The 24,125-nt window shown below is 73.1% G+C and carries 19 protein-coding genes; 15 read left to right on the top strand and 4 right to left on the bottom strand.

Features of this window, described 5'->3' with window-relative positions; translation table 11 throughout:
• The first annotated feature begins 270 nt into the window (after window positions 1-270).
• The 3 genes from ACF09K_RS23140 to ACF09K_RS23130 all read left to right on the top strand — a co-directional run bounded on the left by ACF09K_RS23140 (window position 271) and on the right by ACF09K_RS23130 (window position 2,706).
• Window positions 271-834: an SAV_6107 family HEPN domain-containing protein gene (locus tag ACF09K_RS23140; protein ID WP_392246272.1), complete on the top strand. Its 564-nt coding sequence runs from the start codon at window positions 271-273 to the stop codon at window positions 832-834.
• A 364-nt stretch (window positions 835-1,198) separates the two neighbouring features.
• Complete coding sequence (locus ACF09K_RS23135) at window positions 1,199-2,038, top strand: methyltransferase (protein ID WP_392246270.1); 840 nt, start codon at window positions 1,199-1,201, stop codon at window positions 2,036-2,038.
• 266 nt (window positions 2,039-2,304) lie between these two features.
• Window positions 2,305-2,706 (top strand): DUF3040 domain-containing protein, encoded by a 402-nt coding sequence (locus ACF09K_RS23130; RefSeq protein ID WP_392246268.1) that lies wholly within the window; start codon window positions 2,305-2,307, stop codon window positions 2,704-2,706.
• A 368-nt stretch (window positions 2,707-3,074) separates the two neighbouring features.
• On the opposite strand, the gene ACF09K_RS23125 is transcribed toward ACF09K_RS23130, so the two are convergent.
• From ACF09K_RS23125 to ACF09K_RS23110, 4 genes are all read right to left on the bottom strand, one after another.
• Window positions 3,075-5,585, bottom strand: a complete 2,511-nt coding sequence (locus ACF09K_RS23125; protein WP_392246266.1) for a DUF3488 and DUF4129 domain-containing transglutaminase family protein — start codon at window positions 5,583-5,585, stop codon at window positions 3,075-3,077.
• Window positions 5,582-6,970: a DUF58 domain-containing protein gene (locus tag ACF09K_RS23120; protein WP_392246264.1), complete on the bottom strand. Its 1,389-nt coding sequence runs from the start codon at window positions 6,968-6,970 to the stop codon at window positions 5,582-5,584. The genes ACF09K_RS23125 and ACF09K_RS23120 overlap by 4 nt, the downstream gene beginning before the upstream one ends.
• The gene (locus tag ACF09K_RS23115; protein WP_392246262.1) at window positions 6,967-8,007 is read right to left on the bottom strand and encodes an AAA family ATPase; all 1,041 of its coding nucleotides are present in this window, start codon (window positions 8,005-8,007) and stop codon (window positions 6,967-6,969) included. The genes ACF09K_RS23120 and ACF09K_RS23115 overlap by 4 nt, the downstream gene beginning before the upstream one ends.
• A gap of 174 nt (window positions 8,008-8,181) precedes the next feature.
• A complete protein-coding gene (locus tag ACF09K_RS23110; protein ID WP_392246261.1) occupies window positions 8,182-8,739 on the bottom strand; it encodes a beta-class carbonic anhydrase in 558 nt (185 codons plus the stop codon).
• Between the two features lie 430 nt (window positions 8,740-9,169).
• Between ACF09K_RS23110 and rsmH the strand changes: the two genes are divergently transcribed.
• The 12 genes from rsmH to pgeF all read left to right on the top strand — a co-directional run bounded on the left by rsmH (window position 9,170) and on the right by pgeF (window position 24,122).
• Entirely contained in the window at window positions 9,170-10,171 is a 1,002-nt protein-coding gene (gene rsmH / locus ACF09K_RS23105) for a 16S rRNA (cytosine(1402)-N(4))-methyltransferase RsmH (RefSeq protein WP_392246258.1), read from the top strand.
• Window positions 10,172-10,244: 73 nt separating this feature from the next.
• On the top strand, window positions 10,245-10,796 hold the full coding sequence (locus ACF09K_RS23100; RefSeq protein WP_392246256.1) for a septum formation initiator family protein: 552 nt from the start codon (window positions 10,245-10,247) through the stop codon (window positions 10,794-10,796).
• Between the two features lie 5 nt (window positions 10,797-10,801).
• Window positions 10,802-12,769, top strand: a complete 1,968-nt coding sequence (locus ACF09K_RS23095; protein WP_392246255.1) for a peptidoglycan D,D-transpeptidase FtsI family protein — start codon at window positions 10,802-10,804, stop codon at window positions 12,767-12,769.
• A gap of 225 nt (window positions 12,770-12,994) precedes the next feature.
• Entirely contained in the window at window positions 12,995-14,515 is a 1,521-nt protein-coding gene (locus tag ACF09K_RS23090) for a UDP-N-acetylmuramoyl-L-alanyl-D-glutamate--2,6-diaminopimelate ligase (RefSeq protein WP_392246438.1), read from the top strand.
• A gap of 4 nt (window positions 14,516-14,519) precedes the next feature.
• Complete coding sequence (gene murF / locus ACF09K_RS23085; protein WP_392246253.1) at window positions 14,520-15,950, top strand: UDP-N-acetylmuramoyl-tripeptide--D-alanyl-D-alanine ligase; 1,431 nt, start codon at window positions 14,520-14,522, stop codon at window positions 15,948-15,950.
• The gene (mraY, locus tag ACF09K_RS23080; protein ID WP_363087225.1) at window positions 15,947-17,020 is read left to right on the top strand and encodes a phospho-N-acetylmuramoyl-pentapeptide-transferase; all 1,074 of its coding nucleotides are present in this window, start codon (window positions 15,947-15,949) and stop codon (window positions 17,018-17,020) included. Before murF ends, mraY begins: the two co-directional genes overlap by 4 nt.
• A complete protein-coding gene (murD, locus tag ACF09K_RS23075) occupies window positions 17,002-18,420 on the top strand; it encodes a UDP-N-acetylmuramoyl-L-alanine--D-glutamate ligase (protein ID WP_392246250.1) in 1,419 nt (472 codons plus the stop codon). Before mraY ends, murD begins: the two co-directional genes overlap by 19 nt.
• Window positions 18,421-18,493: 73 nt before the next feature.
• Entirely contained in the window at window positions 18,494-19,846 is a 1,353-nt protein-coding gene (gene ftsW / locus ACF09K_RS23070) for a putative lipid II flippase FtsW (RefSeq protein ID WP_392246249.1), read from the top strand.
• Window positions 19,847-19,852: 6 nt separating this feature from the next.
• Complete coding sequence (gene murG / locus ACF09K_RS23065) at window positions 19,853-20,950, top strand: undecaprenyldiphospho-muramoylpentapeptide beta-N-acetylglucosaminyltransferase (RefSeq protein ID WP_392246248.1); 1,098 nt, start codon at window positions 19,853-19,855, stop codon at window positions 20,948-20,950.
• A 120-nt stretch (window positions 20,951-21,070) separates the two neighbouring features.
• Window positions 21,071-21,865, top strand: coding sequence for a cell division protein FtsQ/DivIB (locus ACF09K_RS23060; RefSeq protein ID WP_392246246.1), 795 nt, complete (start codon window positions 21,071-21,073; stop codon window positions 21,863-21,865).
• A gap of 287 nt (window positions 21,866-22,152) precedes the next feature.
• Window positions 22,153-23,397 carry a cell division protein FtsZ gene (gene ftsZ / locus ACF09K_RS23055; RefSeq protein WP_392246245.1) on the top strand — a complete coding sequence of 415 codons (1,245 nt, stop codon included), beginning with the start codon at window positions 22,153-22,155 and terminating at the stop codon, window positions 23,395-23,397.
• Complete coding sequence (gene pgeF, locus ACF09K_RS23050; protein WP_392246243.1) at window positions 23,394-24,122, top strand: peptidoglycan editing factor PgeF; 729 nt, start codon at window positions 23,394-23,396, stop codon at window positions 24,120-24,122. Before ftsZ ends, pgeF begins: the two co-directional genes overlap by 4 nt.
• Window positions 24,123-24,125: the final 3 nt, after the last annotated feature.

The raw sequence follows: 24,125 nt of genomic DNA, 5'->3' as shown, positions 1-24,125 counted from the left end.
CGAGCCGGGCCCCGCGTCGAGACCGACGTCCCGGAAGGCCCGGCCGCGCGGCCCCCGCAGCCCGAAGCCCTCGGCGGTGACGGTGGCTCCGCGCACGGTTCCCCACCGTGGCAATTTTTGAACTGACTGGTCAGTGCAAAAAATAACTCGAACTTTCGATCGAGGCAAAAGCCCAGGTCGCAACGGATTGTCAGTGGTATGGCGCACGATGAGCGCATACGGCACCACCGGACAGGATCGTGCCGTCACCCAGACGACAGGAGGTTCGTCATGGCCAACTCCCACGCAGCAGCCGCACGTCGGCGACGCGCCACCGGCCCTGCCCCCTCACTGACCGGCCCGGCGAGCGACGTGCACCCCGTGCTGCGCCGGACCACGGCCCCGCCCGCCGCCCTCGACCTGCTCGCCCAGGCCCACGCCGGGCTGGACGAGGCCACCGTCCTCGACGCCCCCAACGAGCGGTACGCCACGGCCCACCTCGCCGCGCTGCGCACCGCCGCCGCGGTCCTCGCGGCCCGGGGACGCCCGGAGACCACTCCCCGGCGCCGGGCCCGGATCAGGAGCGCGTGGGAGGTGCTCCCCGAGATAGCGCCCGAACTGGCGGAGTGGAGCGCGCTGTTCGCCTCCGGGGCCGGGCGCCGCGCCCGTGCCGAGGCAGGCATCCGGGGCGCGGCCAGTCGGCGCGACGCCGACGACCTGATACGCGACGTGGCCATGTTCCTCCGCCTCGTCGAACGCATGCTGGTCCTCCAGCCCGTCCTGCCTCCGCCCCGCCAGGAGGGCGCCGCGGCGGACGGCCCGAGCGCGGGGGCGGACATGCCGGACGCGGGATGAGCCCCGCCGCCGGCGGGACCGGCCGGGCCGACGCTCGAGCCGTCCTGGCCGGCGGGCACCCGCCGGGTCGGCGGGCCGCCCGTTCGGGAGGCGCGCACGGGCGGCCCGGTGAGGGCGGTGGACCCCGCTGCCCAGGCGGGCCTCGGTGACCGGGCAGGCCTTGGTGACCGGGCGTACCGCGGTGACCAGGTGCGCCACGGTGACCGGGCGTGCCGGGGCGACCGGGCGCGGGGGCGGAGTCAATGCGGTGGAGGCAATAGGGTGGACAGCGCCTGAAGCCTTCCCCCGCCGTCGTCCTGGCCGGGAAGGCGCCCCGTTCGCTCCGCCGCGCCAGAGGCGGTGCCGCGCCGAGGAGTCAACTGCCGTGCCGGACCCCATGCGCCCGTCCGTCTCCCACCGCCACTCCCACACGGCGTCGCTGCGTTCCGGCCCCTCCCGCCCCCGCGCCTCGCTCCGCACCGCCGTGGTCTGGGAGGTCCTCCAGGACGCCCTCGACCGCCAGGTCAAGGTCACCGGGCGCGAGTCCCTGGACGTGCTGGACACCGGGGGCGGCAGCGGCAACTTCGCGGTGCCGGTCGCCCGCCTCGGGCACCGGGTCACCGTCGTCGACCCCAGCCCCAACGCGCTGTTCGCGCTGGAGCGCCGCGCCGCCGAGGCCGGAGTCGCCGACCGCGTGCAGGGCGTCCAGGGCGACGCCCACGGCCTCTTCGACGTGGTCCGGCGCGACGGCTACGACGCCGTCCTGTGCCACGGCGTCCTGGAGTACGTCGACGACCCCGCCGAAGGCCTCCGCAACGTGGTGGCCGCGCTGCGCTCCGAGGGGGTCCTCAGCCTGCTCGCCGCCGGCCTCGGCGGCGCCGTCCTGGCCCGCGCGCTCGCCGGACACTTCACGGAGGCCCACCAGGCCCTCACCGACCCGGACGGCCGCTGGGGCGAGGGCGACCCCGTGCCGCACCGTTTCACCGCCGACCAGCTCACCGCGCTGGTCGAGGGCGCCGGCCTGCGGGTGGGCGCCGTGCACGGGGTGCGGGTCTTCGCCGACCTCGTGCCCGGCGTGCTCGTGGACACCGAGCCCGGCGCCCTGGAGGCACTGCTGAAGCTGGAGGAGGCGGCGGCCGAACTGCCCGCCTTCCACTCCGTGGCGACACAGCTCCACGTGCTCGGCGAGACCCGCGGTCCCGATGAGGCCGCCGCCCACTCCTGAGGCGCGCCGCTGATCAGGCGCGCGGCCGCACATGGAGTACGCCACAGGCCCCCCGTTCGGCCGAAGCGCGCCGTATGATCGAGGGAGACCGCCCGGCATGACGGGTCGGCCGCCGGGGAATGGAACCCCCAGCGGACCCGAGACGCTCATGGCGGGCTCCGGTTGGCCAATTGGCGCAGAGGGGCGGGTTTCACGGGGGCGATTCCCTGCCTATCCTGAAGGGACCCCCCGGGTCGCCCCGGCGACTGCACGATGAGGAGGACTCCGTGCCGCTCTCTGAGCACGAGCAGCGCATGCTCGAGCAGATGGAGCGAGCGCTGTACGCCGAAGATCCTAAATTCGCGTCGGCGCTTGAGGGAAGCGGGCTGCGTACGTACACCCGGCGCCGGGTCTACCAGGCCGTCGCGGGCTTCCTCGTGGGTATCGCGCTCCTCATGGCGGGTATGGTCGCCAAGCAGGTCTGGCTCAGCGTGGTGGGCTTCCTCGTCATGCTCGGGTGCGCGGTCCTCGCGGTCACCGGCTGGCGCAAGGCCCCCAAGCCGGGCGAACAGCCGGCCGGCACCCCCCGGGCGGGCAGGCAGGGACGGCCGAAGCGCTCGGTGATGGACCGGATCGAGGAGCGCTGGCAGCGCCGCCGCGACGAGCAGGGCGGCGCACCGGGCCACTGAGGCACCACCGGGGCTGTGCCGGGCCCGCGCCCGGCCGGTGGCCGGTGAGACGCCGGAGCCGCACAAAGACGTGGTGAGGGGGTGACCGCCCGACCGGGTGGTCACCCCCTCACACATGCCCTCTCACGGCACCTCCGCGCGCGGAGGGGATGCTCCCGCCGACCCGCCGACCCGCCGACCCGCCACGGAACAGCGATCGACCCCCGCTGCGGGATCTCTCCCGAGCGGGGGCCACACGCGTCGTCACCGGCCGCACAGCGCCGGCCCTGCGGGAGCCTTGCCGGGGCCTTGCCGAGTGGCAGCGGCCTCGGTGGCCGGACGGAGTCCGAGCCGCGTCGCCCGTCGCGGCCCCGGACGCCGTCCGGGCCTCAGCCGCCTGTCCGGGCGCCGGCCGCACGGCCGCCCGGTCGTACCCGACGGGCCAGGGCCGCCAGGCGGGCCGAGCAGGTCGCCCTGGCCGCCGTCGAGCGGTCGCTGAGGTCCCACACCACGCGGACGGCCGAACGCGGTGCCACGACCGCGCGCAGCCGGGCCCGCCGGCCGACCCGCGCCCGCAGGGCCACTCGCACCGTGCGCACCTCCTCGGCCAGCCCGGCCTCGGCCCGCGGCCGCGGGGCGAACAGGACCTGCTCCACGGCGCCCGCCACCCGGTGCACGGATCCGGCCGCCGCCGGGTCCAGCTCGCCGAGCCGGACGATCCGGGCAGCCGCCCGGCGGGGCGTCAGCGCGTCGTCGGGCGGAATCCCGTAGTCCCACGCCGTGTCGGTCAGCTCGCGCCACACCCCCAGGACGTGGGCCACGGCAGCCTCGGTGACCTCCTCCGGCGGCGGGTCCAGCAGCACCGCGGGACCGGAGACGTCCGCCGGCCGCGCGACGCTCGTCCGGCCCGCCGCCGCGGAACCGGTGTGCCGGGCCGAGGCCAGCCGCACCGACCGCCGTCTCAGCCGCCACACCATCGGCAGCAGGGGCAGCACCAGCACCACGAGCCCCAGGGCCGTCCAGCCGGCGATCCGGTACCAGGGCGGGCCGCCGCCGCCCTGATCCGCCCGGTCCAGCGGCAGCGCGTCGTCGCAGACCTGGAGCCTCTTGTCCTCCGCGGTGCAGCTCGTACTCGCCGACGGCTCGGCCGACGGCGCCGCGCCCGCCGACCGCGAAGCCTGCGGCAGGTCCGGGACGGCGCTGCCCGAGGTCTCCGGCACCGTGTACGGGGGCGTCGTCCCCCGGGTCGGGGTCGGCTCGAAACGGGTCCAGCCCACGCCCTCGAAATACAGTTCCGGCCAGGCGTGCGCGTCCTTCAGGCTCACCGCCACCGAACCGTCGGACTGCGGGGAACCGGGCGCGAAGCCCACCGCCACCCGGGCCGGAACGCCCAGCGTGCGGGCCATCGCCGCCATCGCGAACGAGAAGTGCACGCAGAAGCCCTGCTTGTCCCGCAGGAAGCGGGCGAGCGCGTCCTTCCCGCTGCCGACCTCGACCTCGGTGTCGTACTCGAAGCCGCCCGTCACCGCGAACCAGTCCTGGAGCTTCACCGCCCGCTCGTAGTCGTTCGACGAGCCTGCGGTGATCTCGCGGGCCGTCCGCGCCACCACCGTCGGCAGCGTGTCCGGCACCTCCGTGTACTCCTCGCGCAGCGAACCGCGGGCCTCCGGGGCGGCGGCCAGCTGTTTCGCGGTCGGCCGCACCTGGAGGCTGTTCACCTCGTAGGTCTTGCCGCGGGTGGTCTGGCGGTGGTCGCCGACCACGGTCATGCCGACCGGCTCGTACCGCCACCTGCCGCTGACCTGCACACCGCTCGGCGGGTACGGCATCGGCAGCCAGTCCTGGGCGTACCAGTCGGCGGCGGACACCCGGGTGGTGATCTCCGCGCGCCGCACCCCCGGACTCAGGCCGGGCGGGGTGGGCAGCTCGTCGGGCACGGCGACGACGCCGCGCTTCGAGGGCTTCCACGTGGTGCCGTCGAAGTCGTCCAGGGAGACGATCCGCAGGTACAGGTCCGAGATGTCGCCGCTGTTCGTGCGCAGGGTCAGGACCGTGCGGTCCTCGTTCACGTTCAGGCTGTCGCGCAGCGACACCAGGGGGTTGACCGCGGAGATCGTGCCCCCGCCGCCGGTGCCCTGGCCGACCCCGGCGCCCGCGTCGCCCAGCAGACCGCCGTCGATCGCGGGCAGCGGCAGCAACGGCACCGCGAGCGCCACGCCCAGGGCTGCCGCACCGATGCGCCGCCCGGTGCGCACCGGGGCCACCGGGCCGGACCGCTCGCCCGGGGCGCCCGGGCCGCGCGGGGCGCCTCCGAAGACGCGGCCCCACTGCGAGAGCCGCTCCCGGCCCTCGGCGAGCAGCAGCATCAGGTAGCCGCCGCCGGCCACCAGGAACCAGAGCCAGTCGGTCCCGGCGTCGGAGAGTCCCGCGGCGACCGAGTACAGCGCCAGCAGGGGCAGGCCGGCCGGCGCGGCGTTGCGGTAGGTCACCGCGAGGGTGTCCACCGCGAGCCCGATCAGCAGCACACCGCCGACCATCATCAGCCGGATGCCGTCGGAGAGCGGCGCCGGTATCGCGTACCGCCCCACGTCGTCGGTGCCCGCGCGGAGCAGGTCGGCGAAGTGCTGGAAGGCCTGCGGGCCGGGGACCAGCCCGACGAGGGCCTGCTCCCGGGCGAAGACCAGGGTGAGCAGCATCAGCGTGACCAGGGCCTGGGCCAGCACGGTCAGCGGCCGGGCCAGCGGCACCCGCCGGGTGGCCGCGCCGACCCCGCACTGGACGGCCAGCAGGACGGCCGCCGTCAGGATCCACGAGATCTGCTCGACCAGGGGCAGCAGGGCGGAGGCGGCCATCAGCGTGGCCGCCGCGGCGCACAGCGTCAGCCGGGCCCGACCGCTCATGATCCCGTCCCCCTTCCGCTCGGTCCGCCGGCCGTCACGACCCCCGAACGCTCCCGGTCCGCCTGCCGCCACAGCTCCTCCAGCGAAGCGCCCCGCGGCACGCTCACGGCCGTCCAGCCCGCCTCGCGCAGCATCCGCAGCCGCTCTTGGTGCCTGTTCATCGGATGAGGCACGTCATTCGGTTCACGCACCCAGCTGTCCCCGTCCAGGAGGAAGGCGACGGCGGCCCCGCTGCGCCGGCGCATCTTGGCGATCACCGCCGCCTCCTCCTCGTCGAGGTCGCCGAGGAAGGCCACCAGCAGCCCCTCGTTGCCCCCGCGCAGCACGTCGTGGGCCGGCGACAGGCTCGTGCCGTCGGAGTGGTCGATCACCGCGAGGGTGTCCATCATCAGCCCGGCCGCGTCGGCCGATCCCTGGCCGGACCCGGCGAAACCCTCGGTGCCCTCGCCCGGCACCGAGCTGCCGGTGTCCGTCAGCAGCCGGACGGAGAAGCCCCGCTCCAGCAGGTGCACCAGGACGGACGCGGCGCCCGAGACCGCCCACTCGAAGGCCGAGTCGGGGCCCGCGCCCCGGTGGGCGGGTCCGCGGGTGTCCAGCAGCACCGTGCAGCGGGAGCGCTGGGGCTGCTCCTCACGGCGCACCATCAGCTCGCCGTAGCGGGCGGTGGAACGCCAGTGGACGCGGCGCAGGTCGTCGCCGTAGCGGTAGCCGCGCGGGATCGCGTCGTCCTCGCCGGCCAGCGCCAGCGAGCGCTGCCGCCCGTCGCCGTACCCCTTCGCCTCGCCGCCCAGCCGGACCGCCGGCAGCGCCTCCACGCGCGGTACGACCGTCAGGGTGTCGTACGTCGAGAAGGAGCGGGTCAGCTCGCACATGCCGAACGGGTCGTTCAGCCGCAGCTGCAGGGGGCCCAGCGGATAGCGGCCGCGCAGGTCGGAACGGACCCGGTAGGACACCTCGCGCCGGCCGCCCGCCTCGACCCGGTCCAGGATGAAGCGGGGGCGCGGGCCGAGGACGTAGGGCACCCGGTCCTGGAGCATCAGCAGGCCCGTGGGCAGACGGGAGACGTTGTCCATCCGCAGGTGGACGCGGGCCTCGCTGCCGGCGGGCACGCGCGCGGGGGAGAGCCGGCGGCTGCCGGCCACCCGGTAACGGGTGCGGTACACCACGGCCGCGCAGACCAGCGGCAGCGCGGCCAGCAGCAGCCCGACGCGCAGCAGGTCCGGCTGGCCGAGGACGTAGGCGCAGACCGCGGCGGCGACCCCGGCCGCCAGGAAGGAGCGGCCACGCGTGGTGAGACCGGCCAGGGCGGTGCGCGCGCCACCCCTCGCCCCGCCGCCCCTCGCCCCGCCGTCCGCCTCCGCCGGTCCGGCCGCGCCGAGGGTCATCCGAGCCTCCGCGGCGGCTGCCGGCCGTACGCCTGGGGACCGCCGCCCAGGCCGTAGCCGCGCTGCTGCTGCGAGCCGGTGGGTACCGGGGTGCGCTGGATGATCTCCTCGACGACCTGCTCCGAGGTGCGGCGGTTCAGCTGGGCCTGCGCGGTGGGCAGCAGCCGGTGGGACAGGACGGCCACGGCGAGGTTCTGCACGTCGTCCGGCAGCGCGTAGTCCCGGCCGCCGAGGGCGGCGGACGCCTTCGCCGCGCGCAGCAGGTGCAGGGTCGCGCGCGGGGAGGCGCCGAGTCTGAGGTCGGGGTGGGTGCGGGTGGCGGAGACCAGGTCGACCGCGTACCGCCGGACCGCCTCGGCGACGTGGACCCCGCGGACCGCCTCGATCAGCTTCAGGATCTCGTGCGCGTGGGCCACCGGCTGGAGGTCGTCCAGGGGGTTCACCCCGCCGTGGACGTCGAGCATCTGCAGCTCGGCCTCCGGGCTGGGATAGCCGATGGAGACCCGGGCCATGAAGCGGTCGCGCTGGGCCTCGGGCAGCGGATAGGTGCCCTCCATCTCCACCGGGTTCTGGGTGGCCACCACCATGAAGGGGCTGGGCAGCTCGTAGGTCTGCCCGTCCGTGGTGACCTGGCGCTCCTCCATCGACTCCAGCAGCGCGGACTGGGTCTTGGGCGAGGCGCGGTTGATCTCGTCGCCGATCACGATCTGCGCGAAGATCGCGCCCGGCTTGAACTCGAAGTCCCGGCGCTGCTGGTCCCAGATGGACACGCCGGTGACGTCCGACGGCAGCAGGTCGGGCGTGAACTGGATGCGCCGGACCGAACAGTCGATGGACCGGGCCAGCGCCTTGGCCAGCATCGTCTTGCCCACGCCGGGGACATCCTCGATCAGAAGATGTCCCTCGGCGAGAAGCACCGTCAGAGAAAGCCGTACGACCTCGGGCTTGCCCTCGATCACTCCCTCCACCGAACTGCGGACGCGCTCCACAGTGGCGGTCAGATCAGTGAGGCTCGCACGCTCGTCATAGGTCGTCACCCGGCCCTCCTCGGCCCGTTCTTTCCGGGCCGACGCGCTGTCGTGCGGACCGGCCCACCCCGAAACACGGACACCACGCGGGAAATGCTCAGCGCGACGCCACTCCCGCATTCTTGCTGCCGTTACCGTTTCGTGTCACTCGCCCGTGGACAACTGACGGCGATATGTCAGGTCTTAGGACTGTTCGGCCGGGTCGATCTCCCTCAGCAGCCCCGTCCGCACGTCGAAGACGAAGCCCCGCACGTCGTCGGTGTGCAGCAGGAACGGCGAGGTGCGCACGCGCTGCATCGACTGCCGCACGTCCTGGTCGACGTCCCGGAAGGCCTCCACCGCCCATGCCGGACGCTGCCCCACCTCCATCTCCAGATCGTGGCGGAACTCCTCGGTGAGGCTCTCCAGGCCGCAGCCGGTGTGGTGGATCAGCACCACGCTGCGGGTGCCCAGGGCGCGCTGGCTGATCGTGAGGGAGCGGATCACGTCGTCGGTGACGACGCCACCCGCGTTGCGGATGGTGTGGCAGTCGCCGAGTGCCAGGCCGAGGGCGTCGTGCAGGTCGAGTCGGGCGTCCATGCAGGCCACCACGGCCACGTGCAGGACGGGGCGCGCGTCCATTCCCGGGTCGCTGAACGCGGCGGCGTAGCGCCGGTTCGCGTCGACCAGGCGTTCGGTGACCGAGCCGCCAGTGGGCATGGCGGCCTCGGAGCCGGTGGGTACCGATGCGGAAGTCGTCATACCCATGACGTTACTGGTCACAAGCTCTCCGGTCTCGTGGTGAGAGGGGGTGAAGAATGTCATCCCGGTCTTGTGTGAGGTAACCCACACGAGTGGCGGAAGGAAGTCCGTAGGAGTGATTTTCCCGTAATCGCCGCTTCACACGCCAGCCGGAGCACGACGCGCAGGCCGGTTGATTGACCGCGAGACAGGGTGGACTAAAGTGACGCGAAGCGGGAGGCGGTGATCTCCCCGCTGGACTGAATTCCCCGAGAGACCCCGGCGCGGCCGCCGGGGATCTCCCCGCGTGCGCGGCGCGTACGTACGGCTCGGCCTCCTCCCGCTCCCGGTCGGCTGACGCTTCCGGCGCCGGCGGACCTCCCCTTCTTCGAGCGGGCGGGGACCCGGCGGTGCGTACGGGATCCGCCGGATCTGAGAGGGCCCAGGACCGATGGGGCGCGAAGCGCATTCGAACGAGGGTGACGACGGGCGGCGCGAGGGACGGAGCCGGCACGTCCCGGTGATGCTCCAGCGATGCCTGGACCTGCTGGCCCCCGCCCTCCAGCAGCCCCGGGCGGTGGTCGTCGACTGCACGCTCGGCCTCGGCGGACACAGCGAGGCCCTGCTCACCCGGTTCCCCGAGGTCCGCCTCGTCGCCCTCGACCGCGACAAGGAGGCCCTGCGGCTGTCCGGCGAGCGCCTCGCCCCCCACCAGGACCGCGCCACCCTCGTGCACGCCGTGTACGACGAACTCCCCGACGTGCTGGAGCGGCTCGGCATCCCCCGCGTGCAGGGCGTCCTGTTCGACCTCGGCGTCTCCTCCATGCAGCTCGACGAGGCGGACCGGGGGTTCGCCTACGCGCAGGACGCCCCCCTCGACATGCGCATGGACCAGACGACCGGCATCAGCGCCGCCGAGGTCCTCAACACCTATCCGCCGGGCGAACTGGTGCGCATCCTGCGGGCCTACGGCGAGGAGAAGCAGGCCAAGCGGATCGTCTCCGCGATCGTGCGCGAACGGGAGAAGGAACCCTTCACCAACAGCGCCCGGCTCGTCGAGCTCATCCGCGACGCCCTGCCGCAGGCGGTCAAGCGCACCGGCGGCAACCCGGCCAAGCGCACCTTCCAGGCGCTGCGCATCGAGGTCAACGGCGAGCTGTCCGTCCTGGAACGGGCGATCCCGGCCGCCGTGAAGGCCCTCGACGTCGGCGGACGGATCGCCGTGCTGTCGTACCACTCGCTGGAGGACCGGCTGGTCAAGCAGGTGTTCGCGGCCGGCGCCGCCACCACCGCGCCGGCCGGGCTGCCCGTCGTCCCCGAGCGCTACCAGCCGCGCCTCAAGCTGCTCACCCGTGGTGCCGAACTTCCCACGGAGGAGGAGATCGCCGAGAACCGGCGGGCCGCCCCGGCGCGGCTGCGCGGGGCCGAGCGCATCAGGGAGGACGTCGAGTGACGGGCGTGCGGCGGGCGGACCGGGGGACACTCCGGCCCAGCGGGTTCGTGACGGACGGCCCAGGGGAGGGCGAGTGAGCAGGAAACCCCGGCTGAAGGGGCGGGCCGCCCGGCTCGCGCGGCTCTTCCCGGCCCGGCCGCGACAGGCGGCCCGCACACCGTTCGTCCTGCTCGTCGTGCTGCTCCTCGGCGGTGGCCTGATCGGCCTGCTGGTGCTGAACTCCGCGCTCAGCGAGGGCTCGTTCGAGATGGACGACCTCCAGAAGGACACCAAGAACCTCACCGACGAGGAACAGGCGCTCCAGCGGGACATCGACTCCTACTCCGCCCCGGACGCCCTCCAGCGCCGCGCGCGGGAACTGGGCATGGTCCCCGGCGGCGACCCGGCCTTCCTCGAACCCGACGGCACCGTGAAGGGCGTCCCCTCGGCCGCCCCCGGCGTCCCGGCGGAGACCCCGCTCGCCGCACGGCCCCCCGAGGCCATCGCGACCCTGCCGGCCCTCCCGGCGGCCACCGCCCCCGCCGCCCCCGATGCCTCCCCGACCGCCGCGGCCGCGCCCGGCCCGGCGGCGACCGCCCCCGGCGGGTCCGCGACCGCAGCCACTCCCACGACTCCCGGCAGGTGACGGAAGTGTCCGACAGGGAACCGCCGCGCCGGCGCGTGCCCGGCCCCGCCCGCCCGGCCCGGCCGGCCGGCCCCGCGTCGGCCCGGCGCCGACCGGGACCCGGGGCCCGCCCCGCCCGCCGCCCGGCCGCACGGCCCGCGGCCCCCCGCGTCATCCGGCTCGGCAGCCCGCGCCCGCGGCTGCGCATGGTCGGCCTCGCGCTGACCCTGGTGATGATCGCCTTCGTGATCCGGCTGCTCCAGGTGCAGGCCGTGGACGCCGGCACCTATGCCGCCAAGGCCGAACAGAACCGCTATGTCGGCCAGGTCCTGACGGCCGAGCGCGGCGAGATCACCGACCGCTCCGGCGTGGCCCTCGCCTCCAGCGAGGACGCCTACGACATCACGGCCGACCCGACCATGTTCGCCCGCGGGCAGCTGAAGATCGACGACGGGCCCGAACAGGCGGCCGCCCTCCTCGCGCCGATCCTCGGCCAGGAGCAGTCCGCGCTCGTCGGGAAGCTGCGCCCCGGCGACGCGAACGTCCGCTACACCAAGCTGGCCGGGCGGCAGACCCCGCAGGTCTGGAAGCAGATCAAGGACCTGAAGTCCGCGCTCGCCGCCAAGGCCGAGTCGGACCCCGCCACGGCCAACGTCCTGGCCGGCGTCTTCTCCGTCCCGAGCAGCAAGCGCGTGTACCCCAACGGTGAGCTGGCCGCCGGGATACTGGGCTGGGTCAACGCCGAGGGCACGGGCGGCGGCGGCATCGAGCAGAAGCTGAACACCACCCTGGCCGGCCAGGACGGCAAGATCCGCTACGCCCAGTCCGGCGGCCGTCAGGTGCCCACCGCGGGCTCCACCGAGACGCCGGCCGTGCCCGGCTCCGACGTCGAGCTGACGATCGACCGGGACATCCAGTGGGCCGCGCAGAACGCCATCACCGAGCAGGTGAAGGCCTCCAAGGCGGACCGCGGCTACGTCATCGTCCAGGACACCCGCACCGGCGAGATCCTCGCCCTGGCCAACTCGCCCGGCTTCGACCCCAACGACCTGTCCGACGCGCGCCCCGAGGCCCTCGGCAACGCGGCCCTCCAGGACGCCTTCGAGCCCGGCTCCACCGCCAAGGTCATGTCGATGGCCGCCGTGCTGGAGGAGGACGCCGCCACGCCGCTCACGCACGTCACCGTGCCCAACCGGCTGCACCGCGGCGACCGGCTGTTCCAGGACGACATCGACCACCCCACCTGGTACCTCACGCTCAACGGCGTGCTCGCCAAGTCCAGCAACATCGGCACGATCCTGGCGACCGGCCAGCTCGGCAGGACCCAGGCGCAGGCGAACCGGATCCTCTACTCCTACCTGCGCAAGTTCGGCATCGGCGGCTACACCGGGCTCGACTTCCCCGGCGAGACCAAGGGCATCCTCGCGGCCCCCGGCGACTGGTCGACCTCGCAGCAGTACACGATCCCCTTCGGCCAGGGCGTCTCCATCAACGCGCTCCAGGCGGCCTCCGTCTACTCGACGATCGCCAACGGCGGCGTGCGCGTCGAACCGAGCCTGGTGCGCGGCACCAAGGGACCCGACGGCCGCTTCACCCCCGCCGAGGCCCCCCGCAAGACCCGGGTGGTGAGCCAGAAGACGGCCAAGTCCCTCGCGCAGATGCTGGAGTCGGTGGTGGACGACGAGGAGGGGACCGGCACCAAGGCGCGCATCCCCGGATACCGCGTCGCGGGCAAGACGGGTACCGCGAACCGCGTGGATCCGGCCACCGGCAAGTACCGCGGCTACACCTCGTCGTTCGCCGGGTTCGCGCCCGCCGACAACCCCCGGGTGACGGTCTACTGCGCGATCCAGAACGCCACCGAGGGCAGCTACTTCGGCGGCCAGATCTGTGGCCCCATCTTCAAGCAGGTCATGGAGTTCTCCCTGAAGACGCTCCAGATCCCGCCGACCGGGGGGAAGCCCGCGAACCTCCCGGTCTCCTTCGCTCCCTGACCCAGCCCGCCCCGCCCGCCAGTCAGCCGTCCCGCCCGCCGTCCCGTCCGCCGCCCGTGTTCAGCGCCGAACCAGCCAGGGAACCAGCCCGTGACCATGATCACCCCCGACCCCGCGAACCAGGCACCACCCGCCGCCTCACTTCGCTCCCGACCAGCCCCGCCCGGTACGCTCACCGCCGTGCCACACGCTGATCAGTCCCCCACCACCCCGAAGGGCGCTTCCGTGACGTACCCGGGACCGCCGCGACCGGTCCACGTCGCCGCCACACCCCTGGCGGAGCTGGCCGGACAGCTGGGTGCCGAGCAGCCGGAGAGCGCCGCGCGGGTCACGGGCATCACCCACGACTCGCGCGCCGTCCGCCCCGGCGACCTCTACGCCGCCCTCCCGGGCGCCCGCCTGCACGGCGCCGACTTCGCCACCCAGGCCGCGGGCCTCGGCGCGGTCGCCGTGCTGACCGACCCGGCCGGCGCCGAACGCGCCGCCGCCACCGGCCTGCCGGTCCTGGTCGTCGACGACCCGCGCGGACGGATGGGCGAACTGGCGGCCACCATCTACGGCCACCCCGGCCGCGAGCTGCTCCAGATCGGCATCACCGGCACCTCCGGCAAGACCACCACCGCCTACCTCGTCGAGGGCGGCCTGAGGAAGGTCAGGGCGACCGGCCTCATCGGCACGGTCGAGATGCGCATCGGCGACGAGCGCATCAAGTCCGAGCGCACCACCCCGGAGGCCACCGACCTCCAGGCCCTGTTCGCCGTCATGCGCGAACGCGGCGTCGAGGCGGTCGCGATGGAGGTCTCCAGCCACGCCCTGGTCCTCGGCCGGGTCGACGGCTGCGTCTTCGACATCGCCGTGTTCAACAACCTCAGCCCGGAGCACATGGAGTTCCACTCCGACATGGAGGACTACTTCCGGGCCAAGGCGCAGCTGTTCACCCCGCGGCGCAGCAGGCTCGGGGTGGTCAACCTCGACGACGAGTACGGCCGCCGGCTGGCCGGCGAGGCCACCGTCCCCGTCGTCACGTTCTCCGCCGAGGGCCACCCCGACGCCGACTGGCGGGCCGTGGACGTCCGGGTCGGCCCGATGGACTCGACGTTCACCGTCCTCGGCCCCCGGGGCGAGCGGATCGCGGCCAGGTCGCCGATCCCCGGCCCCTTCAACGTGGCCAACAGCCTCGGTGCCGTCGTCGCCCTCGCCGCCGCCGGACTCGACCCGCAGACCGCCGCCGACGGCGTGGCCGCCGTACCGGGCGTGCCGGGCCGGCTGGAGCGCGTGGACGCCGGACAGGACTACCTCGCGGTCGTCGACTACGCGCACAAGACGGACGCCGTGGAGTCGGTGCTCAAGGCGCTGCGCAAGGTCACCGAGGGCCGGCTGCACGTGGTGCTCGGATGCGGCGGCGACCGCGACACCACCAAGCGGGCCCCGATGGGCGCCGCCGTGGCCCGGCTCGCCGACACCGCCGTACTGACCTCCGACAACCCCCGCTCCGAGGACCCCCTCGGGATCCTCGCCACGATGCTCCAGGGCGCCGCGTCCGTACCGGCCCACGAGCGCGGCGAGGTGCAGCTGTTCGAGGACCGGGCCGCCGCGATCGCCGCCGCCGTCGGCCGGGCGCGGCCCGGGGACACCGTGCTGGTCGCGGGCAAGGGCCACGAGCAGGGCCAGGACATCGCCGGTGTGGTCCGTCCCTTCGACGACCGCCAGGTGCTTCGCGAAGCTATCCAGAAGACCCAGGGATGAACTTGTGATCGCCCTCTCCCTCGCCGAGATCGCAGCAGTCGTCGGCGGGCAGACGTACGACATACCGGATCCGTCCGCGCAGGTCACCGGAGCCGTCGTCCGGGACTCCCGCGAGGTGGAGCCCGGCAGCCTCTTCGTCGCCTTCGTCGGCGAACGGGTGGACGGCCACGACTACGCGCGGGCGGTCGTCGAGGCGGGTGCGGCGGCCGTGCTGGCCTCGCGGCCCGTCGGCGTGCCCGCGATCGTCGTGGACGACGTCCAGACGGCGCTCGGCGCCCTCGCCCGGCACGTCGTGCGCAGGCTCGGCGCGACCCTCGTCGCCCTGACCGGCTCGGCCGGCAAGACCAGCACCAAGGACCTCGTCGCCCAGGTCCTGCGGCGCAAGGCGCCGACGGTGTTCACGCCCGGCTCCCTCAACAACGAGATCGGGCTGCCGCTGACCGCCCTGTCCGCCACCGAGGAGACCCGGTTCCTCGTCCTGGAGATGGGCGCCCGCGGCATCGGCCACATCCGCTACCTCGCCGGTCTGACGCCGCCGCGGATCGGCCTCGTGCTCAACGTCGGCACCGCCCACATCGGCGAGTTCGGCGGCCGCGAGCAGATCGCCCAGGCGAAGGGCGAACTCGTCGAGAGCCTCCCGCCCGCGGACGAGGGCGGCGTGGCGGTCCTCAACGCCGACGACCCCCTGGTCCGCGCCATGGCCTCCCGTACGAAGGCGAAGGTGGTCCTTTTCGGAGAGTCCGACGAAGCGGACGTACGCGCCGAGAACGTGAGACTCACGGACACCGGACAGCCCGCCTTCAGGCTTCACACACCCTCCGGTGCAAGCGATGTGACCATGCGCCTGTACGGTGAGCATCACGTGTCGAACGCGCTCGCCGCGGCCGCCGTCGCCCATGAGCTGGGTATGTCCGCGGAAGAGATCGCCACCGCTCTCTCCGAGGCGGACTCCCTCTCCCGCTGGCGGATGGAGGTCACCGAGCGCCCGGACGGCGTGACGATCGTCAACGACGCCTACAACGCGAACCCCGAGTCCATGCGAGCCGCCCTGCGCGCGCTCGCCGCAATGGGCAGAGCCTCACAGGCGAAGGGGGGCCGTACGTGGGCGGTGCTCGGCAAGATGGCCGAGCTGGGGGACGAGGCGCTCGCCGAGCACGACGCGGTCGGACGGCTCGCCGTCCGGCTCAATGTCGGCAAGCTCGTCGCGGTCGGGGGCAGGGAAGCCGCCTGGCTGCAACTGGGCGCATACAACGAGGGTTCGTGGGGTGAGGAGTCGGTGCACGTGTCCGACGCACAGGCGGCTGTCGACCTGTTGCGCAGCGAGTTGCGCCCGGGAGACGTCGTACTCGTGAAGGCGTCCCGTTCGGTCGGTCTGGAGAGCGTCGCGCAGGCGCTGCTCGAGACCGGTGCCGAGGGTGAGGTCGCCGCCCGATGATGAATCAGATCCTGTTCGCGGGCGTCATCGGCCTCTTCCTGACGCTGGTCGGCACCCCGCTGCTGATCAAGCTGCTCGCACGCAAGGGGTACGGCCAGTACATCCGCGACGACGGCCCGCGCGAGCACGCCAGCAAGCGCGGTACGCCGACCATGGGCGGCATCGCCTTCATCCTGGCGACGGTCGCGGCGTACTTCCTGTCCAAGGTCATCACGGGCAAGCCGCCGACCTACTCCGGCCTGCTGGTGCTCGGCCTGATGTGCGGCATGGGCCTGGTCGGCTTCCTCGACGACTACATCAAGATCGTCAAGCGGCGTTCGCTGGGCCTGCGGGCCAAGGCGAAGATGGCCGGCCAGCTGATCGTCGGCATCGCCTTCGCGGTGCTCTCGCTCCAGTTCTCCGACCAGCGCGGCAACACCCCCGCCTCCACGAAGCTGTCGTTCATCACGGACTTCGGCTGGACGATCGGCCCGGTGCTGTTCGTCGTCTGGGCGCTGTTCATGATCCTCGCCATGTCCAACGGCGTGAACCTGACGGACGGTCTGGACGGCCTCGCCACCGGCGCCTCCGTCCTCGTCTTCGGCGCCTACACCTTCATCGGCGTCTGGCAGTTCCAGGAGTCCTGCGCCAACGGCGAGACCCTGACCAACCCCAGCGCCTGCTACGAGGTGCGCGATCCGCTGGACCTCGCGGTCATCGCCTCCGCGCTGATGGGCGCCTGCCTCGGCTTCCTGTGGTGGAACACCTCGCCGGCCAAGATCTTCATGGGCGACACCGGTTCGCTGGCGCTCGGCGGCGTGCTCGCCGGTCTCGCGATCTGCTCCCGCACCGAACTGCTCATGGCCATCCTGGGCGGCCTGTTCGTCCTCATCACCATGTCGGTGGTCATCCAGGTCGGCTCCTTCCGGATGACCGGCAAGCGCGTCTTCCGGATGGCACCGCTCCAGCACCACTTCGAACTCAAGGGCTGGTCCGAGGTCCTCGTCGTGGTCCGCTTCTGGATCATCCAGGGCATCTGCGTGATCGTCGGACTGGGTCTCTTCTACGCGGGATGGGCAGCAGAAAAGTGACCGACTGGCAGGGGAAGAACGTCACCGTCGCCGGGCTCGGCGTCTCCGGCATCCCGGCGGCCAAGGTGCTGCACGGCCTCGGCGCGCACGTCACCGTCGTCAACGACGGCGACGACGCACGCGCGCGCGAGCAGGCCGCGGAGCTGCTGGAGCTGGGCGTCACCGTGCGCCTCGGCGACGGGGCGACCCTGCCCGAGGGCACCGAACTGATCGTCACCGCGCCCGGCTGGAAGCCGGACAAGCCGCTGTTCACGGCGGCCGCCGCGGCCGGTGTGCCGGTGTGGGGCGACGTCGAACTCGCCTGGCGGCTCAGGGGACCCGACGCGGCCCCCTGGCTCTGCGTCACCGGCACCAACGGCAAGACCACCACCACGCAGATGCTGGCGTCGATCCTGACGGCGGCCGGCCTGCGCACGGCGGCCGTCGGCAACATCGGCGTCTCGCTGCTGGACGCCGTCCTCGGCGAGGAGCACTACGACGTCCTCGCCGTGGAGCTCTCCAGCTACCAGCTGCACTGGGCGCCCTCCCTGCGCGCCCACTCGGCCACCGTGCTCAACCTGGCCCCGGACCACCTCGACTGGCACGGCTCCATGGAGGCGTACGCCAAGGACAAGGGCCGGGTGTACGAGGGCAACCGGGTCGCCTGCGTCTACAACGTGGCCGACAAGGCCACCGAGGACCTGGTGCGCGAGGCGGACGTCGAGGAGGGCTGCCGGGCCGTCGGCTTCACGCTGGGCACCCCCGGCCCCTCCCAACTCGGCGTCGTGGACGGCATCCTGGTCGACCGCGCCTTCGTCGAGAACCGGCAGAAGAACGCCCAGGAACTGGCAGAGGTCTCCGACGTCCGCCCGCCGGCCCCGCACAACGTCGCCAACGCCCTTGCCGCGGCGGCCCTGGCGCGCGCCTTCGGGGTGCCCGCCACGGCCGTGCGGGACGGGTTGCGGGCCTTCACACCCGACGCCCACCGGATCGCCCACGTGGCGGACCTGGACGGCGTCGCGTACGTCGACGACTCCAAGGCCACCAACACCCATGCCGCGCAAGCCTCGTTGGCGGCGTACGAGTCGATCGTGTGGATCGCGGGCGGCCTGGCCAAGGGGGCGACCTTCGACGAGCTGGTCGCGGTGTCGGCGAAGCGGCTGCGCGGGGTCGTGCTCATCGGCGCCGACCGCGCCCTGATCCGGGAAGCCCTGACGCGACACGCCCCGCAGGTACCGGTCGTCGAGCTCGACCGGACCGACACTGGGGCCATGCTCGCGGCTGTCCGGGAGGCCCGCGCACTCGCCGCCGAGGGCGACACGGTGCTGCTCGCCCCGGCCTGCGCCTCCATGGACATGTTCGTCAACTACAACCAGCGCGGTGACGCGTTCGCGGAGGCCGTTCGCGAACTCGGCGCCTGACCCGGCCGCCTGCCGGGCGGACCTTGGGAGGGACGCGTGCGACCGTCGAGGCCGATGCTCACCGGAGGCTGCGGTGCCCGGTAGCCGTACCGGGCGGCCGCCCGTCCAGCGGGCCGTCCGCAGACCCGCCGCGGGGCCGCCGCGCGACAACCCGGCGCTGCGGCTCTACACGCGTGCCCGCAAGGCCTGGGACCGGCCGCTGACCGCCTACTACCTGATCCTCGGCGGCAGCCTGCTGATCACCGTGCTGGGCCTGGTGATGGTCTACTCGGCCTCGCAGATCACCGCGTTGCAGATGTCGTTGCCGGGCTCGTTCTTCTTCCGCAAGCAGTTCCTCGCCGCCGCCATCGGCGGGCTGCTGATGCTGGCCGCCTCCCGGATGCCGGTGAAACTGCACCGGGCGCTGGCCTACCCGATCCTCGCGGGCGCCGTCTTCCTGATGATCCTGGTGCAGGTGCCGGGGATAGGGATGGCCGTCAACGGCAACCAGAACTGGATCTCGCTCGGCGGCTCGTTCCAGATCCAGCCCAGCGAGTTCGGCAAGCTCGCGCTGGTGCTCTGGGGCGCCGACCTGCTGGCCCGCAAGCAGGACAGGGCGCTGCTGAGCCAGTGGAAGCACCTGCTGGTGCCGCTCGTGCCGGGCGCGTTCATGCTGCTCGGACTGATCATGCTCGGCGGCGACATGGGGACGGCGATCATCCTCACGGCCATCCTGTTCGGCCTGTTGTGGCTGGCGGGCGCGCCCACCCGCCTCTTCGCCGGTGTGCTCTCGGTCGCCGCCCTGATCGGCGTGGTCCTCATCAAGACCAGTCCGAACCGCATGGCGCGGCTCGCCTGCATCGGCGCCACCGAACCGAAGTCCGGGGCGGCCGACTGCTGGCAGGCCGTGCACGGGATCTACGCCCTCGCCTCGGGCGGCATCTTCGGGTCCGGACTCGGTGCGAGTGTGGAGAAATGGGGACAACTCCCCGAGGCGCACACCGACTTCATCTTCGCCGTCACCGGTGAGGAACTGGGTCTCGCGGGGACGCTGTCGGTGCTCGCCCTGTTCGCGGCTCTAGGCTATGCGGGTATCCGCGTGGCCGGACGCACGGAGGACCCCTTCGTCAGGTATGCCGCGGGAGGCGTGACCACCTGGATCACGGCCCAGGCCGTGATCAACATCGGTGCGGTGCTCGGCCTGCTGCCGATCGCCGGTGTCCCCCTCCCGCTGTTCTCCTACGGGGGATCCGCCCTGCTGCCGACCATGTTCGCCATCGGGCTGCTGATCGCCTTCGCACGCGACGAGCCCGCTGCGCGGGCGGCGCTTGCGATGCGGCCCCGCCGCTTTGGTAGAAAGCGGGGAGCCGGGGGTCTCACGGGGCCCCGGAGATGGAACACGATGCGACGGCGCGCCTCGGCGGCGCGTACGTCCGGAGAGCGGTGAATTTCGGTGCATGTCGTACTCGCTGGTGGGGGGACCGCCGGCCACATCGAGCCCGCGCTCGCCCTCGCGGACGCCCTGCGCAGGCAGGACCCCTCGGTGGGGATCACGGCCCTGGGCACGGAGCGCGGTCTGGAGACCACGCTCGTACCCCAGCGGGGTTACGAGCTGGCGCTGATCCCCGCGGTGCCGCTGCCGCGCAAGCCGACCCCCGAACTGATCACCGTCCCGGGCCGGCTGCGCGGCACGATCAAGGCGACCGAGCAGATCCTGGAGCGCACCAAGGCCGACGTGGTCGTGGGCTTCGGCGGATACGTGGCGCTGCCCGCCTACCTGGCCGCCAAGCGCCGGGGCGTGCCGATCGTCATCCACGAGGCCAACGCCCGCCCGGGCCTGGCCAACAAGATCGGCTCGCGGTACGCCGCCCGCGTCGCCGTCTCCACGCCCGACAGCAAGCTCCGCGACGCCCGCTACATCGGCATCCCGCTGCGCCGTTCCATCGCCACGCTGGACCGGGCCGCCGTGCGCCCCGAGGCGCGGCACGCCTTCGGGCTCGACCCGAACCTGCCGACGCTGCTCGTCTCCGGCGGCTCGCAGGGCGCCCGCCGCCTCAACGAGGTGGTCCAGCAGGTCGCCCCGTGGCTCCAGCAGGCCGGCATCCAGGTCCTGCACGCGGTCGGCCCGAAGAACGAACTGCCGCAGGTCCAGCAGATGCCGGGAATGCCCCCGTACATCCCGGTACCGTACGTGGACCGGATGGATCTCGCGTACGCCGCGGCCGACATGATGCTCTGCCGCGCGGGCGCGATGACCGTCGCCGAACTCTCCGCCGTCGGGCTCCCCGCCGCCTACGTCCCGCTGCCCATCGGCAACGGCGAGCAGCGGCTGAACGCCCAGCCGGTGGTCAAGGCCGGCGGCGGCCTCCTGGTCGACGACGCGGAACTGACCCCGGAGTGGATCCGGGAGAACGTCCTGCCGGTGCTGGCCGACCCGCACCGGCTGTACGAGATGTCCCGCGCCGCCGGTGAGTTCGGCCGCCGGGACGCCGACGACCTGCTCGTCGGCATGGTGCACGAGGCGATCGCCGCCGGCCGTGCACACCACTAGGGAACGCATCGGCGAGTGAGCCGAAGGGGCGTCGTCGGCGCCGAGCGGTCGGGGACCTCCCGCCGTTCGGCGCCGGCCGCGGCGCCCCGGAGGCGAACCGGGCCAGGAAAGGGAGTGCGCGTGGCCGGATCCGCCACCGCCGAGCGCGGTGCACGCCAGCAGGAGTCGTCCGGCCCGCCCCTCGTCCGGCGGCTCGGCCCGCGCCGGCTCCGCAGGGCCCTCGTCGTCGCGCTCGTGGCCGTCCTCCTCGGCGGCGGCGCCGGCTGGCTCCTGTACGGCTCCCCGTGGCTGCGCGTGGAGCGGGTCTCCGTCTCCGGCACGGCGGTTCTGACCCCGGCCCAGGTCCGCGAGGCCGCCGCCGTCCCCGTGGGGTCACCGGTGGTCTCCGTCGACACCGGTGCGATCGAGGCGAGGCTGAGGGAGAAGCTGCGCCGGATCGACTCGGTGGCCGTGACGCGTTCCTGGCCCGACGGAATCGATCTGGAGGTGACCGAGCGCACGCCCGTCCTGCTGGTTCCGCAGGGGCGGAAATTCGTCGAAGTGGACGACGAGGGTGTCCGTTTCGCCACCGTCTCCCGGGCGCCGAAGGGCGTCCCGCTGCTGGAGGCGGAGCCCTCCCCGTCGAGTTCGGCCGCCGCGAGCCTGCGCCGCTTCGGAGAGGACCGCCTCGTCCGTGAGGCGGTGCGGGCCGCCGGCGGTCTGCCGTCCGCGGTCGCCCGGGCCACCCGTGTCGTCAAGATCCGTTCCTACGACGACATCTCGCTGGAGCTGAGCGGTGGCCGGACCGTCGCGTGGGGCAGCGCCGAGGACGCGGCGGCGAAGGGTCGTACCATCCTCGCCCTGATGAAGGCCTCTCCGGACGCGCGGCACTTCGATGTGAGTGTCCCCACGGCCCCCGCGTCAGTGGGCAGTTGACGCACATCGGTGCAGGCCAGCACCCTGGTTGGGCAGCGACATGGCTGATCACATAGGGTGAAAAGAAAAACGGGAGGTTCGGCGTGTTCGTTGAACGGGCGCCACTTGTCGACTTAGTGTCCTGTTCAGAAGACTTCAAGGAACAGGCACACTGGTAACCCTAAACTTCAACGTTAGGGTTCGGGTCGGCGAAACGGACCGTCCCATTCGGCATCAGTCGCCGGATCGTGGAGCGCAGAGCGTCTCGCGAACCAGCGACACGTAACTCGAGGCGAGAGGCCTTCGACGTGGCAGCACCGCAGAACTACCTCGCAGTCATCAAAGTCATCGGTGTCGGCGGCGGTGGTGTCAATGCCATCAACCGGATGATCGAGGTCGGTCTCAAGGGTGTCGAGTTCATCGCCATCAACACGGACGCCCAGGCTCTGTTGATGAGCGACGCCGACGTCAAACTCGACGTCGGCCGCGAACTCACCCGCGGACTCGGCGCCGGAGCCAACCCGGCCGTCGGCCGCAAGGCCGCCGAGGACCACCGCGAGGAGATCGAGGAGGTCCTCAAGGGGGCCGACATGGTCTTCGTGACGGCCGGTGAAGGCGGTGGCACCGGTACCGGCGGCGCACCCGTCGTGGCCAACATCGCGCGCTCCCTGGGCGCCCTCACCATCGGCGTGGTCACCCGCCCGTTCACCTTCGAGGGACGGCGCCGCGCGAACCAGGCCGAGGACGGCATCGCCGAACTCCGCGAAGAGGTCGACACCCTCATCGTCATCCCCAACGACCGGCTGCTGTCCATCTCGGACCGCCAGGTCTCCGTCCTCGACGCGTTCAAGTCGGCGGACCAGGTCCTGCTCTCCGGTGTCCAGGGCATCACCGACCTCATCACCACGCCGGGTCTGATCAACCTCGACTTCGCCGACGTCAAGTCGGTCATGTCCGAGGCGGGTTCGGCCCTCATGGGCATCGGCTCGGCCCGCGGCGACGACCGCGCGGTGGCCGCCGCCGAGATGGCGATCTCCTCGCCGCTGCTCGAGGCGTCCATCGACGGCGCCCGGGGTGTGCTCCTGTCCATCTCCGGCGGCTCCGACCTCGGCCTGTTCGAGATCAACGAGGCCGCCCAGCTGGTCAGCGAGGCCGCCCACCCCGAGGCCAACATCATCTTCGGCGCCGTCATCGACGACGCGCTCGGCGACGAGGTCCGGGTCACCGTGATCGCGGCCGGCTTCGACGGGGGCCAGCCCCCGGCCCGCCGGGACAACGTCCTCGGCTCGGCCTCCGGCTCCTCGTCGGCCTCCTCGGCCCCGTCCTCGGCCTCGGCCTCCTCGGCCTCGCACCGCCGCGAGGAGCCCGCTCCGGTACGGCAGCCCGAGAGCCGCCCGACCTTCGGCTCGCTCGGCAGCGTGACCCCGAAGGAGGCGCCGGAGCCGGCACCCGAGCCGGTGGCCGACATCCCGGTCGCCCCGCCGGTGCCGCCGTCGCGCAGCTACTCGGACAGCGCGGCCGAGGAACTGGACGTGCCGGACTTCCTGAAGTGATAGGACAGCGCGGACACGCGAGCGGCGCGCACTTCGCCTTCACCGACCGGTGGGGCGGGGTGAGCGCCGCTCCGTACGAGGAGCTCAACCTCGGCGGCGCGGTGGGCGACGATCCCGGGGCCGTACGGGCCAACCGGAAGTCCGCGGCCGAGTCGCTGGGGCTCGAGGCGGACCGGGTCGTCTGGATGAACCAGGTGCACGGCGCGGACGTCGCCGTCGTCGACGGTCCGTGGGATGAGCGCCGGGTGCCCGAGGTCGACGCGGTCGTCACCCGGGAGCGGGGGCTCGCGCTCGCCGTCCTCACCGCCGACTGCACGCCCGTCCTGCTCGCCGACCCGGTCGCCGGTGTCGTGGCCGCGGCCCACGCCGGCCGCCCCGGAATGGTCGCGGGGATCGTCCCCGCCGCCGTACGGGCCATGGTCGGCCTCGGCGCCGAGCCGTCCCGGATCGTCGCCCGCACCGGCCCCGCCGTCTGCGGCCGGTGCTACGAGGTGCCGGAGGCGATGCGGGCCGAGGTGGCCGCCGTCGAGCCGGCCGCGCACGCCGAGACCTCCTGGGGCACTCCCGCGGTCGACGTGACCGCCGGGGTGCACGCGCAGCTCGACCGGCTCGGGGTGCACGACCGGGAGCGGTCGCCGGTGTGCACGCGCGAGTCACAGGACCACTTCTCGTACCGCCGCGATCGCACCACGGGGCGACTCGCGGGATATGTCTGGCTGGGCTGAGGG

This window comes from Streptomyces sp. NPDC014882 (assembly GCF_043081325.1).
In the GTDB taxonomy this organism is placed as follows: domain Bacteria; phylum Actinomycetota; class Actinomycetes; order Streptomycetales; family Streptomycetaceae; genus Streptomyces.
Note: the sequence above shows the minus strand (reverse complement) of the source record. Positions and strands in the feature narration are given on the sequence as shown.

Bases quoted from the DNA above. Each gene is read 5' to 3' on its own strand.
- rsmH (WP_392246258.1), top strand. From the start codon at position 9,170: ATGGGGCGCGAAGCGCATTCGAACGAGGGTGACGACGGGCGGCGCGAG.
- ACF09K_RS23140 (WP_392246272.1), top strand. From the start codon at position 271: ATGGCCAACTCCCACGCAGCAGCCGCACGTCGGCGACGCGCCACCGGC.
- mraY (WP_363087225.1), top strand. From the start codon at position 15,947: ATGATGAATCAGATCCTGTTCGCGGGCGTCATCGGCCTCTTCCTGACG.
- ACF09K_RS23110 (WP_392246261.1), bottom strand. From the start codon at position 8,739: ATGACGACTTCCGCATCGGTACCCACCGGCTCCGAGGCCGCCATGCCC.
- ACF09K_RS23120 (WP_392246264.1), bottom strand. From the start codon at position 6,970: ATGACCCTCGGCGCGGCCGGACCGGCGGAGGCGGACGGCGGGGCGAGG.
- murD (WP_392246250.1), top strand. From the start codon at position 17,002: ATGGGCAGCAGAAAAGTGACCGACTGGCAGGGGAAGAACGTCACCGTC.
- ACF09K_RS23125 (WP_392246266.1), bottom strand. From the start codon at position 5,585: ATGAGCGGTCGGGCCCGGCTGACGCTGTGCGCCGCGGCGGCCACGCTG.